The sequence below is a fragment of the Mycobacterium sp. NGS22 genome, from assembly GCF_059813095.1.
Genome location: NZ_JCALDY010000001.1, coordinates 183,636 through 197,200, shown reverse-complemented (window position 1 = coordinate 197,200; position 13,565 = coordinate 183,636). Strand labels below are relative to the sequence as shown.

17 protein-coding genes and 1 tRNA gene are annotated in these 13,565 nt (G+C 65.5%); 6 read left to right on the top strand and 12 right to left on the bottom strand.

Features of this window, described 5'->3' with window-relative positions:
* Positions 1-11: 11 nt before the first annotated feature.
* Positions 12-890: an LLM class flavin-dependent oxidoreductase gene (locus tag AC5Y47_RS00920; RefSeq protein WP_499941401.1), complete on the top strand. Its 879-nt coding sequence runs from the start codon at positions 12-14 to the stop codon at positions 888-890.
* Position 891: 1 nt separating this feature from the next.
* Here AC5Y47_RS00920 and AC5Y47_RS00915 read toward each other — a convergent pair whose 3' ends face one another.
* Positions 892-2,625 carry an NAD-binding protein gene (locus AC5Y47_RS00915; protein ID WP_499941113.1) on the bottom strand — a complete coding sequence of 578 codons (1,734 nt, stop codon included), beginning with the start codon at positions 2,623-2,625 and terminating at the stop codon, positions 892-894.
* 246 nt (positions 2,626-2,871) lie between these two features.
* Between AC5Y47_RS00915 and AC5Y47_RS00910 the strand changes: the two genes are divergently transcribed.
* Both AC5Y47_RS00910 and AC5Y47_RS00905 read left to right on the top strand, forming a co-directional pair.
* Positions 2,872-3,408, top strand: a complete 537-nt coding sequence (locus tag AC5Y47_RS00910; RefSeq protein WP_499941111.1) for an NUDIX domain-containing protein — start codon at positions 2,872-2,874, stop codon at positions 3,406-3,408.
* Between the two features lie 69 nt (positions 3,409-3,477).
* Positions 3,478-3,945, top strand: a complete 468-nt coding sequence (locus tag AC5Y47_RS00905) for an Rv2253 family sensor-like surface protein (protein ID WP_499941399.1) — start codon at positions 3,478-3,480, stop codon at positions 3,943-3,945.
* Between the two features lie 54 nt (positions 3,946-3,999).
* On the opposite strand, the gene AC5Y47_RS00900 is transcribed toward AC5Y47_RS00905, so the two are convergent.
* The 7 genes from AC5Y47_RS00900 to AC5Y47_RS00870 all read right to left on the bottom strand — a co-directional run bounded on the left by AC5Y47_RS00900 (position 4,000) and on the right by AC5Y47_RS00870 (position 9,227).
* Complete coding sequence (locus AC5Y47_RS00900) at positions 4,000-4,335, bottom strand: DUF732 domain-containing protein (protein WP_499941109.1); 336 nt, start codon at positions 4,333-4,335, stop codon at positions 4,000-4,002.
* Positions 4,336-4,539: 204 nt separating this feature from the next.
* Entirely contained in the window at positions 4,540-5,088 is a 549-nt protein-coding gene (locus AC5Y47_RS00895; RefSeq protein ID WP_499941107.1) for a M15 family metallopeptidase, read from the bottom strand.
* A gap of 33 nt (positions 5,089-5,121) precedes the next feature.
* Positions 5,122-5,805, bottom strand: a complete 684-nt coding sequence (locus tag AC5Y47_RS00890; RefSeq protein WP_499941105.1) for a thioesterase II family protein — start codon at positions 5,803-5,805, stop codon at positions 5,122-5,124.
* A 108-nt stretch (positions 5,806-5,913) separates the two neighbouring features.
* Positions 5,914-6,900 carry an alpha/beta fold hydrolase gene (locus AC5Y47_RS00885; RefSeq protein WP_499941104.1) on the bottom strand — a complete coding sequence of 329 codons (987 nt, stop codon included), beginning with the start codon at positions 6,898-6,900 and terminating at the stop codon, positions 5,914-5,916.
* Between the two features lie 182 nt (positions 6,901-7,082).
* Positions 7,083-7,973 (bottom strand): alpha/beta fold hydrolase, encoded by an 891-nt coding sequence (locus AC5Y47_RS00880; RefSeq protein WP_499941102.1) that lies wholly within the window; start codon positions 7,971-7,973, stop codon positions 7,083-7,085.
* The gene (locus tag AC5Y47_RS00875) at positions 7,970-8,698 is read right to left on the bottom strand and encodes a DUF998 domain-containing protein (RefSeq protein WP_499941100.1); all 729 of its coding nucleotides are present in this window, start codon (positions 8,696-8,698) and stop codon (positions 7,970-7,972) included. The genes AC5Y47_RS00880 and AC5Y47_RS00875 overlap by 4 nt, the downstream gene beginning before the upstream one ends.
* Before the next feature lie 82 nt (positions 8,699-8,780).
* The gene (locus AC5Y47_RS00870; protein ID WP_499941098.1) at positions 8,781-9,227 is read right to left on the bottom strand and encodes a hypothetical protein; all 447 of its coding nucleotides are present in this window, start codon (positions 9,225-9,227) and stop codon (positions 8,781-8,783) included.
* Positions 9,228-9,469: 242 nt separating this feature from the next.
* On the opposite strand from AC5Y47_RS00870, the gene AC5Y47_RS00865 reads away from it, so the two are divergent.
* On the top strand, positions 9,470-10,411 hold the full coding sequence (locus tag AC5Y47_RS00865; RefSeq protein ID WP_499941096.1) for an alcohol dehydrogenase catalytic domain-containing protein: 942 nt from the start codon (positions 9,470-9,472) through the stop codon (positions 10,409-10,411).
* Positions 10,412-10,413: 2 nt separating this feature from the next.
* Here the strand turns inward: AC5Y47_RS00865 and AC5Y47_RS00860 are convergent, their stop codons facing one another.
* A complete protein-coding gene (locus tag AC5Y47_RS00860; protein ID WP_499941095.1) occupies positions 10,414-10,938 on the bottom strand; it encodes an Rv2253/PknI dimerization domain-containing protein in 525 nt (174 codons plus the stop codon).
* Positions 10,939-11,090: 152 nt separating this feature from the next.
* Between AC5Y47_RS00860 and AC5Y47_RS00855 the strand changes: the two genes are divergently transcribed.
* Positions 11,091-11,396: a hypothetical protein gene (locus AC5Y47_RS00855; protein ID WP_499941093.1), complete on the top strand. Its 306-nt coding sequence runs from the start codon at positions 11,091-11,093 to the stop codon at positions 11,394-11,396.
* A gap of 44 nt (positions 11,397-11,440) precedes the next feature.
* On the opposite strand, the gene AC5Y47_RS00850 is transcribed toward AC5Y47_RS00855, so the two are convergent.
* Both AC5Y47_RS00850 and AC5Y47_RS00845 read right to left on the bottom strand, forming a co-directional pair.
* Positions 11,441-11,947: a hypothetical protein gene (locus tag AC5Y47_RS00850; protein WP_499941092.1), complete on the bottom strand. Its 507-nt coding sequence runs from the start codon at positions 11,945-11,947 to the stop codon at positions 11,441-11,443.
* Positions 11,948-12,434: 487 nt separating this feature from the next.
* The gene (locus AC5Y47_RS00845; RefSeq protein ID WP_499941091.1) at positions 12,435-12,923 is read right to left on the bottom strand and encodes a hypothetical protein; all 489 of its coding nucleotides are present in this window, start codon (positions 12,921-12,923) and stop codon (positions 12,435-12,437) included.
* 248 nt (positions 12,924-13,171) lie between these two features.
* On the opposite strand from AC5Y47_RS00845, the gene AC5Y47_RS00840 reads away from it, so the two are divergent.
* Complete coding sequence (locus AC5Y47_RS00840) at positions 13,172-13,384, top strand: hypothetical protein (RefSeq protein ID WP_499941089.1); 213 nt, start codon at positions 13,172-13,174, stop codon at positions 13,382-13,384.
* 86 nt (positions 13,385-13,470) lie between these two features.
* Here the strand turns inward: AC5Y47_RS00840 and AC5Y47_RS00835 are convergent.
* Positions 13,471-13,543, bottom strand: a tRNA-Arg gene (locus AC5Y47_RS00835).
* Between the last annotated feature and the right edge of the window lie 22 nt (positions 13,544-13,565).

Below are 13,565 nucleotides of genomic sequence, written 5' to 3'. Positions count from 1 at the left end.
TGCAAGTAGGTATGACCATGCCGGTGATGGAGCCCGACCTCGATGCGACCGTGCTCAAAGATTGGGCAACAAGCATCGACGAGGGCCCGTTCTCCTCGTTGTGCTGGGGCGAGCGGATCGCCTTCGACAACCCCGACAGCCTGACCCTGCTCGGCGCGGTGTCGGCCTGGACCGAGCGGGTGCGGCTGGTGACGACGGTGATCGTGCCGCAGCTGCACGACCCGGTGATGTTGGCCAAAGCGCTGGCGACCGGTGACGTGCTCAGCGGCGGTCGCTTGACGGTAGGCATCGGGGTGGGCGGACGCCACGAGGACTACAACGCCGTCGGCGCCGACGTCAAGACGCAGACCATGCGGGGGATGGCCGAGAGGGTGGCGGTCATGAAGCGCGTGTGGGCTGGTGAGAAGACCACCGACTCGGTGCGCCCGGTGGGGCCGTTGCCGGTGCAGCAGGGCGGTCCGCGCCTGATGGTCGGCACCATCGGACCCAAGACCGTCCGCAGCGCCGCAACCTGGGCCGACGGGCTCGCCGGGACCACCCTGGACCTCGACGTCGCCAGACAGGACGAGCTTTTCGACGTGGCCCGCGACGCCTGGGCCGAGGCCGGTAAACCCAAACCGCATCTGGCGACCTCGTTCTGGTTCGCCTTCGGCGACCCGGAGGAGGCCCGCGCGCAGGTGCATCGTCATTTGCGCCGTTACATGAACTGGATACCTGCGGAGTTCGTCGACGCCATGGCGCCGACGACCGGCTGGGCCGGCACTGAAGACGAGCTGGTCGCGGTACTACGCAGGTTCGCGGACATCGGCACCGACGAGGTGCATCTGATCCCCACCAGCTCGAACATCGAGCAACTGCGACGGGCGGCCGACGTCGCAGCGGCCTTCTGAACTATCCCGCCTCCGACAGCATGTCGGACTCCATGGCCTGCCCTTTCCGTAGCGCCGTCAGCAGCTCCCGGTACGGCCCGACGAGATAGACGGTGTCCCCGCCCTGCAACCGGGCGTCGCGGCGCGGATGCAGTTTCACCTGGCCGTCGGGCTCGGTGATCGCGATGACGCGGGTCTGGGTGGACAGTTCGTGCATCGGGACGCCGTCGAGTTCGCTGCCCGCCGACACGTGCATCCCGCCGACCATGAACGAACGCTGCCCGACCGAGAATGTCCCGAGCACATGCAAACCCATGGCGGCGCCGATGAACCACGGCGCGGCCAGATCGACGGTCGAGCGTACGGTTTCGAAGCCGAATCGCTGCGCCACCGCAGACCCCAGCGAGCGGTCGTAGACCCGCAGCACCAGCGGGACATGTGGTCGTTCGACTCCCGATTCGGAACGGACGCTGAGCATCTCGCGCAAGACGATACCGATCTCGATGTTGACCATGTCGTCCTTCGTCAGCACCGCCACCGCACGGGCCTGCTCGATGTTGGCGGACTCCAAGGTCTGGCGCAGGGTGGCGTCTCCGAAGATCACCGGCACGTCGAGTTCGGCCGCGGTCGACAGGAAGCGGTTGTTCTCGTCGCGTTCGATGACCGCCACGTCGTATCCGGCGGTGGTGAGGTCGCTGGCCACCCGGATGCCGAACGAGCCGAGCCCGACGACGATGACGTGGTTGCTCAGGTACCGGACCTTGCGCGGGCCGGCCGAACTGAGCAGGCGGCGGGTGATCATCAGCTCGGCGAGGAACGCGACCAGCACCGCGGTGGTGATCACGCCGGCGAACATCAGCAAGATGCTGAACAGCCGCAGCCAGGTGGGTTGGTTGATGAAGCTGAAATCACCGTAGCCCACGGTCGCGACGGTCTCGGTGCTGAAGTACAGCGCGTCGACCCACGTCATTCCGGGTGGAAGCCGGTAGGTGTAGCGCAGCAGGACCGTCGATCCGACCAACAGCACCACTAACGCCCATAGCGAGCGGTAGAACATCGGGTTCACGTCGTTGCGCAGGGCACGTGCGGTATCGGCGACCTGACGCCATCGCGACCGTCGGGTCCGCCGGGGCGGGGGATACGGGACCGTGATGCCGCGGGCGGCCAGCTCGTCGGCGCTGCCGATCATCGCCGTACAGTCGCCGGCGTGCACGGCTTGATCCCGTCCCGGGCATGCCACCACCTCGCCCGGGTCGGGTGACGCCTTGCCGTGGATCACCGCCACCGGTGCCAGGTCGCCGTAGATCTCCCGCAGGGTCGCGTCGCGTGGGGCCTCAGCCGCCGAGACGACGAACTCCATGCCGGCCGCCTCGAAGGCATGCGCGGTGTGCCCCAGACAGGCTTCGACTACCGAGGGCGCCGCGAGATCGGCGACGTCCAGAATGGCGCCCGGTCCGTTGTCGGCCGCCACCGCTTCGCGGAGCACGTCGTTGGCAAGTCGCGCCACGACCCGCACGCCGGGGTTGATCGTCCTTGCCAGCAAAGCGATTTCGAGGTTGTGTGCGTCGTCGCTGCCGGCGCAGACGATCGCTTCGGCGTCGTCGAGCATGGTGCTGCCCAAGTCGTGATCGTCGAGCATGACGACGTTCGCACCGACTTTGTTGAGCTCTTCGATGATGGTCAGGGCCAGTGCATTGTCACCGCTGACGATGATGTGTCGCGCCGTGTCCCGGCCAGTCCGCAAGTCGTCCGGCATCGACACCCACCCTCTGGTAACTGGAGCGTTCGCCGGCTGAACGTGACAACCGGCCACCGTGCCAGTCTGAGCCGTCCGAACGTGCTTCTGGGCGAGATGATATGACCGTTGTGCCTGCCCCGGAAGACCGGCAACCGGATCGTCATCCGACGGGTGACCAATCTCGATGTGCCGCAACCGGAGTCGAGTAAAGGGATTGCGGCCCGTCGCTTGTCCCGATTCAGGGACCGCGGCGATACTGGGCGAGTGCCTTACATCGAGTCTGTCGCTTCCCGTGAGATCTACCGCAACTCGTGGATGGTGTTACGCGAAGACGAGATCCGCCGCCCCGACGGCAGCCCCGGCATCTACGCCGTGGTGGACAAGCCGACCTATGCGCTCGTAATACCGTACGACGGAACGCGTTTGCGGCTGGTGGAGCAGTTCCGGTACCCCCTCGGTGCACGGCGCTGGGAGTTTCCGCAGGGAACCGCTCCCGGGCTTGCTGACCTCGACCCAGCCGCCCTGGCAGAGCGGGAGCTGCGCGAGGAGACCGGTTTGCGCGCAGCCTCTTTCGAGGTGCTGGGTCAGCTCGACGTCGCGCCCGGTATGAGCAGTCAACGCGGCTGGGTGTTTCTGGCCACCGGGATATCCGAAGGAGAAGCCGAGCGCGAGCACGAAGAACAGGACATGCGCAGTGCCTGGTTCCCGCGGCCCGACGTCGAGGGCATGATCCGCGACGGCGTCATCGCCGACGCTCAGTCGATCGCCGCCTACGGACTGTTTCTGTTGCGGGGTCGATGACGCGCCGATACCTCGTTGCGTCGTGCATGCGCCAGCATCGACACGGTGCGTCTGGGATCAGCATTGGCAATGCTCGCCGTTGCCGCGATGCTCGGTGCTCCTGCGGCGCATTCCGCGACGCCGTCGTGGACGGGAAAGTACTCCCTGGTGCGATATGCGGTCGAAAAACACGGCACCAGCGTCGCCGCAAGTCAGGCCGAGCCGACCTTCAGCGCCGACTATCTCTTCTCGACGGCGTGCTCGGCCACCACCTGTGTGGCCACCGCCAACGACGGGCCCACCCCCAACAATCCGACGATCACCGTGCCCTCGCATTACACCTGGGACGGAGCGAGATGGGTCGAGCGATTCGACTTCCAGTGGGATTGCTATATGGGAGAAGGGGTTTCCAAAATTTGGGCGCCCGCGAAGTCGTGGGCCTACTACACACCGCAACCGGACGGGTCGTTGCGCGGCACCTGGCACACCGACATCCTGAACGGCCCGTGCCGGGGCAGCGTGGAGATGCCGGTTGCGGCGTTCCGGGCGAAAACCTGAGCGCAACAAGACAATGCGGGGATCCGAAGATCCCCGCATTGTGATTGGTCGTGCTCAGGTGGTGGTGACGTACTGCGGGCAGTAGGCATTGGCGGCGTCGACGGCGAAGGTGTTGGCGCCGCTGTTGCTCAGACCGGTGCGCTGCGCGACGTTGGCGATGACCTGCTTGCTCGGCTTTCCGGCGTTGAGTTCGCTGCAGACGGTGTGTGCTTCGCTGATGGCGCGCGCGACACTCGGCGCTTGGATGCCGTCGGCCTCGATCTGGGCGATGAACGCGTCGTCGACTGAGTTGGCGCTGGCGGTGCCGGCGAGGCCGAGGGCGGCCAGACCGAAGGCGGCGGCGGTCAAGGTGGTGCCGGCCAGGGATGCGGTGAAGCGGCGAGTGAACATTTGGTACTCCGTTTGTGCTGCTGGTGGTGGTGGACGCTGGTTGCGCTATCCAAATACTCAGCACTGCGCCTTGACGGATTCTTGATGGATCCTTGGCGTGACCGAGACGTACCGTTCACCAATGCTCGGACGGGCGAAGGAGTTGCGCCCGTGCTCGAACAAACCGCTGAAATCACTTGCGGCGCAGCGGTTTTGACAGGCAGGTCAGCCGGCGGCGTTGGGCCGCAACGGCGGACACGCACCGCCGTAGTCGGACGCCAGCTCGAAGTGCCAGATCTCGTTGGCGTAGATCTGACACAACCCGTACGCCGGGCCGTTGGCAATCAGCCAGGAGTCGGCGGCGCCAGGACCGACGTCGACCGCCTTGCCGATCACGTGCTTGGAGACACTCGGCGAGGCGACGTACTGGCTGGCGACGGCGGCGCTGCCGTAGGTGACGACGGCGTCGTCGAAGAGTTGCTGCTGGAACTGCGGTGAGCGCCATCCCGAGGTGAGACCGACGGTGATGCCGTCGGCCGCGGCTGCGCGGGTGGCCCGCTCGAGAGCATTGAGCAGGGCGGGGTCGAGCCGGCTGACGGCCGGGTCGGACAGATCGAACGGGCTGAGCTGCTGGCCGTCGGGGATCCAGCCGCCGGAGACGGGACCGGCCGGGGCCGGTTGGTCGGAATTGTCACCGGGCGCGGCCGCGGCAGGCGCCGCCAACGCGACGCCGGCAGCCACTGCTGCCGCCAGCAGCGGATAGGAAGCACGCATCGACCCAGTCTGACCGATGCGCTCAACAACCACTCAAGCGGCCGCGATCGTCGACATCAATGGCTGCAGCGTCTCGAACAGCGGTTTGCGGTTGCGCAGGTAGAAGTGGTCGCCACGCAACATCCGCACCGAGAAGTCCGCCTTCGTCCGGGACCGCCATTCGTGCAGGTCGGTTTCTTTGACGATCGGGTCCTCGCTGCCCCCGAAGACGTGGATCGGGCAGGACAGTTCGGGTGCGTCGGTCTCCTGGTCGACCGTCACCAGCAGCTTCAAGTCGTGCCGGGTGATCGTCAGCGCCTGCTCGTGCAGAGTCGGCCAGCGCGTCAGACCGGCGGGCATCAGGCCCATCTCGGCCAGGAACGCCGCGAGCTGCGTGTTGTCCAGCTGGTCCACCACGTGCAGCGGCAGCTGGCGGTTCGGCGGGGCGTAGGCCGACAGGAAGATCGCCCGCGGTTGCTCAGCGCCGGCCGCGGCACGCACGCAGGCCAGCCGGTAAGCCAGCATGGCGCCGAAGCTGTGACCGAAGAACATGTGCGGTTCGTCCAGCAGTGGGCCGAGTTTGGCGATCACCTCATCGACGAGTTCGCGCATGGTGGCGAACCGCTCGCGGTTGGGGATCTCGACCGGGACCACCTCGACGGCTGGCCGCAGCGCCTTGACCCAGGCATTGAAAACCAACGCGCCGCCGCCGGCGTGGTGAAAGCAGAACAGCCGCATGATCGTTGCCTTTCGTCTCAATGTCGGACAAGGTCAGCTTCGGTGATCGGGCTTGGCGGATCCTCTACGAATCCTTGGAGGCTTCTTGCGTTCGGTCTGGCCTAACACCTAGGCCAGGTCCTCGGCAGCCTCGAAGTCGGCGTACTGACGGACACCGGTCTGCAACGCTTTCTGCATCAGCTCTTGGTCGTAGGCAAACGGTTCGGTCGAGTCGATGAACTGCTCGACGGTCGCCACGAAACGGTCCGGGTGATCGTCATGTGGCATGTGGCCGGACTCCTCGAAGATCTCGAGACGCGAACCGGGGATCTGCTGGTGGGCCAGCCGAGCGTGGCTCACCGGGATGATCATGTCGTCTTCGCCCCAGATGATCTGTACCGGAAGGTCCTGCATGAGGTAGGTGCGGTCCAGCATCGTGACGAACTGGCCGCGGGTGTCGACGACTGCGCGCAGCGTCCGGGCGAACGCGGCCACGGCGCCGGGCTTGGCCAGCCCGCGGGCCAACCGGGGCAGGCTGGACACGTCCCGGGTGAATCGCGTTGAGCCCACGACGTTTTCGATGGTGCGGCCAACGAGTTCCAGGGCGGGCAGCGCACCGGGCACCTGCAGCATGGACAGCGCTTCGGCGCCCAAGGGCATGGCGGCAAAACGCAGGGCGATGCTGACGTCCTTGGTGACACCGCCGGCGCTGACCAGGATGACGCGCTCGACGAACTCCGGGTACTGGTAGGTGAACTGTGCGGCGATGCCGCCACCCAGGGAATGCCCGACGAGGGTGACGCGGTCGATGTCGAGCACGGTGAGCAGGTCACGCAGACCGTTGGCGAAGGCCGCCAGCGAGTAGTCGGCGTGCGGCTTGTCCGACTCGCCGTGGCCCAACAGATCGGGCGCGATGACGGTGAATCGTTGCGCAAGCTTGGCGTGCACCGGGCTCCAGGTGGTGGAGTTGTCGCCGACGCCGTGCAGCAGCACGATCACCGGGCCGGAGCCGGCGATGCGGTATGCGCGGCGGTGACCGTGGATGGTGCGGAACCGCAATTGCGGCTCGGTGATGTCGCGGACGGGCCGCAGGTGGCGGCGGTTGCGGTTCGACATGGTGTCCCTCCCTGGCGTATGTCTCCTCCGCCGAAGCGGGGTGTTGCAGACAACAGTCCAGGGCAGCCCTTGGGGAGTTCTTGAGAAATCCTTGGAGGAGGGTTTGCGGGAGGCCGGTTACGAATCCCGGTGGTCGTGCAGACCGCAGGACACGGAGCTGTCCAGGAAATCCACTTCGCCGGTCAGCGTGACCGGATCCCCCCGCTGGAAGACGTTGACGGCGCGCTCGCGCCTGCGATCAGGCGGATGAGATCGGCGGTGCGACGCGGTCGCTCGACCATCACATGGTGTCCCGCGGGAGAAACCGTGACATGTTCTGCTCCAAGGGTTTTGGCCAAACGGATCTGCTTGTCGCGCCACCAGCGGGTGCGCCAACCCGTATGGGCCGTGACGACCATGCGCGGCACCGGCGGCAACGGGTAGCGAGGCCGCAGCGCGCACAGTTCGACCGCCAGCTCGTGGTAGGTGGCATGCTCGGCGAGCAACGCGACCGCAACTTCGGGTTGCCGTGCGGCCTCGCGTATCTCGCGCATCATCTCGGCATCCAGTCCGCCGGGCCGTCGACGTTGCAGGAGCATCAGTGCGGTGCGGGTCAGTGGTTCCTGCAGGTGCAGTCTGCGCAGCACCGTGGCGGTGGCACGCGCGGCGAGCAGCTTGGGCCGCAGCGGCAGCGCCGGGCGCCACGGGCGATCGGCGGCGATGCTGGAGTCGAGCAGGAGCAGCGCGCGGGTGCGGTTTGGATACAGGCGGGCGAACGCTTCGGCGTAGAAGCCGCCGACCGAGTGCCCCACCACCACAACTGGCTCGGACTTGCACACCCCGTCGAGTACACCCGCGATCCGGTCGGCTTCGGCTCGGATCGTGTAACGCCCTTCGGCCCCCGGTGCTACCGGGATGCCGGGCCGGTCGAATCGCACGACAGTGTGGTCTTCGGCGAGTTCGGCGACGGTGTCCCGCCAATGCAATGCGCGACCCCCGAGGCCACTGCACAACACCACGACCGGACCGCTGCTGCCGTCGACGAGGACCTGCACCCGGTGACCGGCGACCTCGATCTCGAAGCGGCCGGTCATGGGCCGTTTCCGATGCGGACGCGGGCGGTGCGTAGCGCAACGTAGATCAGCCAGCCTGCGAAGGCGACCAGTTCTGCGCGCTGGGCGATCCCTACCGCGCCCACGACGTCGGCGCTGTCGATCACGATGGCGACGCCGGTCAGTATCGCGGTTCCGCTGAGGGCGGCCAGCATGAACAGTCCGAGGCGACGCACCGATGTCGGCGCGTTTTCGCGGCGATCGGCCACCGCGAAAGCCAACAGTGATGCTAAGGCCGCGGCCAGGACCACGCCGCTGCTCAGCCAGTGCAGTTGATGGCCGATCGGGACCGTGCCCGTCGCCTCACGGGCTTTGCAGCTGGCGTTCGAGCTGGGAGCGCACACCAGCACCCACACGGTGCTGTCCAAGACGGTCGCAAGGGCGAAGACCACCAGGGCCCACCATCCTCTGGTGCTCCAACGGGTGGCCGGGACGCCGAGCATGGCGGCGGTCGCCGCGAGCACCAGGACGGCGGCGGCGGCCAGATCGCCGGCGCGGAACCATTCCCCGAAAGGTTGGTCGGCGGCGGCCAGTTCGCTGATGTAGAGGTCGGGGTCGGGCAGCGTGTGGGTGAAGACGACCTCGAGCACCCAGTTGGAGTACAAGACCGCGCCAGCCACGGTGCCGGCAACGGCGACCCACCGCAGCACGGGCAACAGCGATCGGCGCTTGGTTGCCACCAGGTCAGGGCGTTGCCGCAGGGCCATAAAGCCATCATGCCGTGCTTGTCGCTGCGCAGACGTGATTCGTCAACGGGTCGCGCCCACGTCGATCACGGGGGCGCGAGGGCTACGCGATTTTGGTGAGCGTGAACGTGTCGTGCGCGTCCGGAATACCGCAGGGCGCCGAGCTTTCCACGAAGTGCGCCTCGCCGGCCAGGGTGCGCGGGTCCCACCACTGATGGACGGTGACCGGATGCGTGCCGCCATCCCAAAGCGAGCCGTTGTCTCCGAGGTAGTACGAGGGGCATGTCACGCCGTCCGGAATCATCCGCGTCACGGTGTGGCGACCATTGACCAGCGGAGCGGAGAAGCCGTGGCCCGGTTCGGTCGTCACATGGGCGACGCATTGTGGCGTGCAGGTGGTCGTGATGGTCCACGTTGCGGTGTCGCCGTCGTCGTCCAGGTAACGGTAGGCGCCGTTCATCGCGGAACCCTCGGCTTGGGCAAGCGGCGCTGTGCCAGCGCAAATCGCGAATGATAACGCAAGCGCTGCGATCGGCAAGTCGAGTTTCATGCTCCCGCCTCGGGCCAGAGTTTAGTTGCCTAGGGACAATATCGCCGAAGTGTATCAGTAAACTCCCAGCTGACGAACGGAGTTCGGCGGTTTACGTGGCAGGCATTGGCTCGTGACGGTCGTTCGGCGCGCTGGCCTGGCGGATTGCACTCATCATGCGTGAAATTGGCCGCGGCGCGGTGGTACCGCCCCGGGCGCAGTCGTCTGCGGCATAGTTGTCTGCGTCGAACCGGGAGAACGCGATGAAAGCCTGGCAACTAGTCGGCGCCAACCAGCCCCTGCAACTCGTCGAGCGTGAGGACCCGCGACCGGGACCGGGGCAAGTCGTCCTCGACGTGCGGGCGGCGGGACTCTGCCACAGCGACGTCGGGTTCCTCGACGGCACGCTGACGCCGTTGTTGCCCAAATTGCCGATCATTCCTGGGCACGAGGTGGCGGGGGTGGTCGCGGCGGTCGGCGCCGACGTCGCCGGATTCGATGTCGGCGAGCGCGTCGTCATCGAGTCGGGCAAGGCAGGCGCGCCGGGGTGGTCGAGCGACGGAGGCTTCGCCGAAAAATGCCTCAGTTCCGCCAAGGCCCTGATCGCACTGCCCGACCAGATTGATTTCGCCCAAGCCGCTACCGCCACGGATGCGGGCCAGACGGCCTACGGCGCCGTGATGGGCGTCGGGCAAGTGCGGGCCGGTGAGAAGGTGGGCATCGTCGGATTGGGCGGTTTGGGTCTGACCGGGGCGCGCATCGCCGTGCTGGCCGGCGCGCAGGTGTACGCGGCCGAACCCAAACGCGACGTATGGGACCTCGCCCGACAGCAGGGTGTTCTCGAGGTGGTCGAAGACGTCCGTCAGTTGGCATCGCACCAACTCGACGTGATTGTGGACTTCGCCGGCTTCGGCACCACCACCGCCGGTGCGATCAGCGCGGTTCGGGTGCATGGCCGGGTAATTCAGGTCGGGCTCGGGCTCAACGAGGCAACGATTTCGACTCCGGAACTGGTGCTCAAGGAAGTGACCTTGCGCGGTGCACGAGGTGGTCATACCGGTGCCCTGGCAGCGGTGCTGAGGCACATGGCCGCGGACGAACTCACCATCCACACCGAAACGATCACTTTCGACGAGATTCCCGCCGCCATCGAGCGACTCCGAGCCGGCGACGTCGTCGGCCGGTTGGTCGCTGAAATACCCTGAGCTCAGGCGGTATTGGGATCGGCCACCTGGACGTCCGGCGACAAGTCACCCACCCGCGTCGCGGTGAACGGTACGACTATGGGAGCGCACGGTGCCTCCAACTGGGTACTGACCCCGACGAACGTCCCGTCCGACTTCACTTGGAAGGCAAGGGTTTCCGTGCCCTGCTTGGTGGTGCTGTTGCAGGTGAACATCTTCCATCTGGTCGCCACCCACTGGTCTCTGTTCTCCCGGAACACCAGGGCGCCCTCCTCAGGCGGTTGCAGCCAGGTGGGGCCGATCGAGGTGTCCCATGCGGTCGCGACGCACCCGCTGGCCCGGCACGCCGAACGGATGGCGATCAACCTGGAATACGGGGCGGACGGCTTCGGTACGCCGTCGACCGTCTGCCTGGTGCCGTCGAAGTCGAACTTGTAGGTGCCGTCAGCTAATGCCGACGCGGCGGCGGTGCCGGGCAACGCCGTCGCGACCAACGGCCCTGCGGCGATTGCGAATATGGCCGCTGAAAGTACCCGACAGATGGTCATGGCGTCGACTCTCATTTCGTTGGCACGCCACTGATCGTGTGCTTGTGAGCTGACAATTGCAAGAGCGTCTTGTTGGGATCGGTAGTCGTTCTTGGAGTGTGCACTGACTGCACCGCCGTCAACGCGGCGGCCGGTCCAGGAAAGGAACCTCCATGAGGAAGACATTCATCGCAGGGCTGGTGACAGCCGCCTTGGTGTCGAGCGGCGCTGTGGCCCCTGCGGGAATCGCACACGCCGACAACCAGGGCCCATACCAATGGTGTCCAGGGCAGGACATGGCGTTTCCGCCGGGGCCGGGTCGGGACATGGTGTGGGACATGACAATCTGCCACACCTTCTATTTCGTCGACTACGGCAAGGGCAACGTTCCGCGTAACACTCCCGGCCCTCCGGAACCTTGGGTCTGGGACGGCGCCAACCCGCCGCCGAGTAATCGGTGCTATCCCTGGTGCCTGTAGAAGGGGAACCGAGCTAGTCCAGGTCGTTGGGCAATAAGGCCAAGCTATCCCGAGAAGGTGACGACATTGCCTGGGAACAGCTGGTTGCCCGGTTGAGACGGTCGGGGATCGCACGATCGGTCCCTGCTCGCCCAGCAGTTCACCGAGCTGGTCCAAACGTCATTGCCGCCCGCGTCGAACGCGATGTCCATTGTCGCGGTGCCGGCCGGGCTGTCAGTTCCGTTCGTGTCGTAATGAAAGTTGGCCACGATCGTGGTGCGCCCCTTGTTCCGCTTGTCGGACCGGCTGCCCTCCATCTGTAGAAGAGCAAAGGTGAACTTCTGTCCAGGCTTGACGTGGTCGTTGTGATTAGGGCCTGACTGCGGGTATTTGGCAGTGCTGTTGTAGTCCCAGAACACCAGGTCGAACTTGGTGTTGTTCACGATCTCGAAGGGGCTCGTGTTGCTAGCAGGGTCAGCGCCGGCGTTTCCGAAAACGCTTGTGGCCGAAGCAATAACGACGACAGTAGCGACAGCGCCCACTCGCATCATCTGGGTGATCGAGGATCTCATCGTTGTCCTTCAACGTAGTTGGAACGCAATTGGCGAGACGAGTCCTTAGCCTAACTGCGAAGGTGCCGATCTTGTGGTGATATGCATCGGTTGGCGCTCCTATGGCCCTGCGGCAAGGCGGTTTTCGATCGAGTTGATGAGGATGCGCCGGCTGCACGGCGAGTGCGCCTCTTGCGGCTGCCGGAGCTAAGTCGGCCGGCCGAAACCAGACGTGGGTCTTTGCTTTATGCGCTGATGAAGTGTGTTGACCGTTCTCCACTGGTGGTGCTCTGTCGGAGAGCTTTACGGGGACGTCTGGAGTTCCCGGGTAGCTTCCTCGAGTTTTCTGAGCAGACGCTTCTGACTCCTCGGCAAGGTGCGCGCATAAACTGGTTCGACCATGGCGAGTCTGCCGCGAAAGCTCACGGCCAGTGTCCAACGCAATTTGCAACGCCCAGCCGGCATGGGCGTGACTTTGTAGACCTATTTCCGACCCTCTGAACTTGCTTCACCGTCCTGGAAACGACGCCGGCGACATGTAGGCAAGTCCACCGTTCGACTCATAGACGTCGACCCGGCTGGGCGGCGTGACGAACTTACGCCAACCTCCGCCCGCCACTGGTTCACCTGCTGCCTCCGCGAAGTTGTAAACACCCCGCGCGACTTCCTCCCCGAACTTGTAGTAGTCCCTCTCGTTGGTTTTCGATATCCACATTTGCTGAGGTTGCAACGTCACCTTGACGCTGCCGGGCGCCTCGGACTCGATCTTGGCAATAGCGCATGCCCACGCGACAGGTGTTTGGCACATATCGGTGAACGACGTTGCCATGCCATCGTCAGTCGACAAGCCACTAAGGACCGCGTCTGATACTTGCTTCGCATATGCCGTGCCGTCATAGGGGGGCGACGAGGTGCCGCCGGGTGCTGCTGACCTGCTCGGGTCGGCCGCGCAACCGGTGAGCGCCAAGAGCAAAACCGCGATGAAGTGCCACCTCATGCACCGAAACCCTATAGCTAGCGTTTCCCGGTCGAGGCCAAATAGATGATACGAGGGGGACTCTAATCTGCGTGTCAGCTCGGCGAATTGGCTGAAAAGCACGCGCGATTGAGGCATGGCTGTGCGTCTCTGCTTTCGCACCATTCATGCACCTGGTCGCGGTTCTCAAGCGCGTCCGTTGCTATGCGTAGGAAGCGGCTATCGTTGTGGCCGGCGCACGCCGACAGCGGCTACGTCGCGGTAAACCAGTGGGACAGCCGAACGCGGCCCACACCCTCACGCGGATCTGGCTCAAGCTGGCCAAGGCGACCGGTGTGCGTTCGCACCGGCTGCACGATGCCCGCCACTCCCGCGGGACTGCGCTGCTCGGGCACGCTGACGCCTCTATCACTGCCCGCCTCTACGCCCACAGCCAGGACGACGCGCTCCGCTCCGCTGGACAGAGTTTGGCGCAGTTGTGACATCGTCGTCACGCTGAACGCAGTTTCGCGGGGCAGCCGATCGAGGGTGTTGCGATAAACCGCAGGTGAAAGCTGGTTTCTCTGGGTGCCCCCGGCAGGATTCGAACCTGCGGCCTTCTGCTCCGGAGGCAGACGCTCTATCCCCTGAGCTACGGGGGCGCACGAACAGCATGTTGCGCCA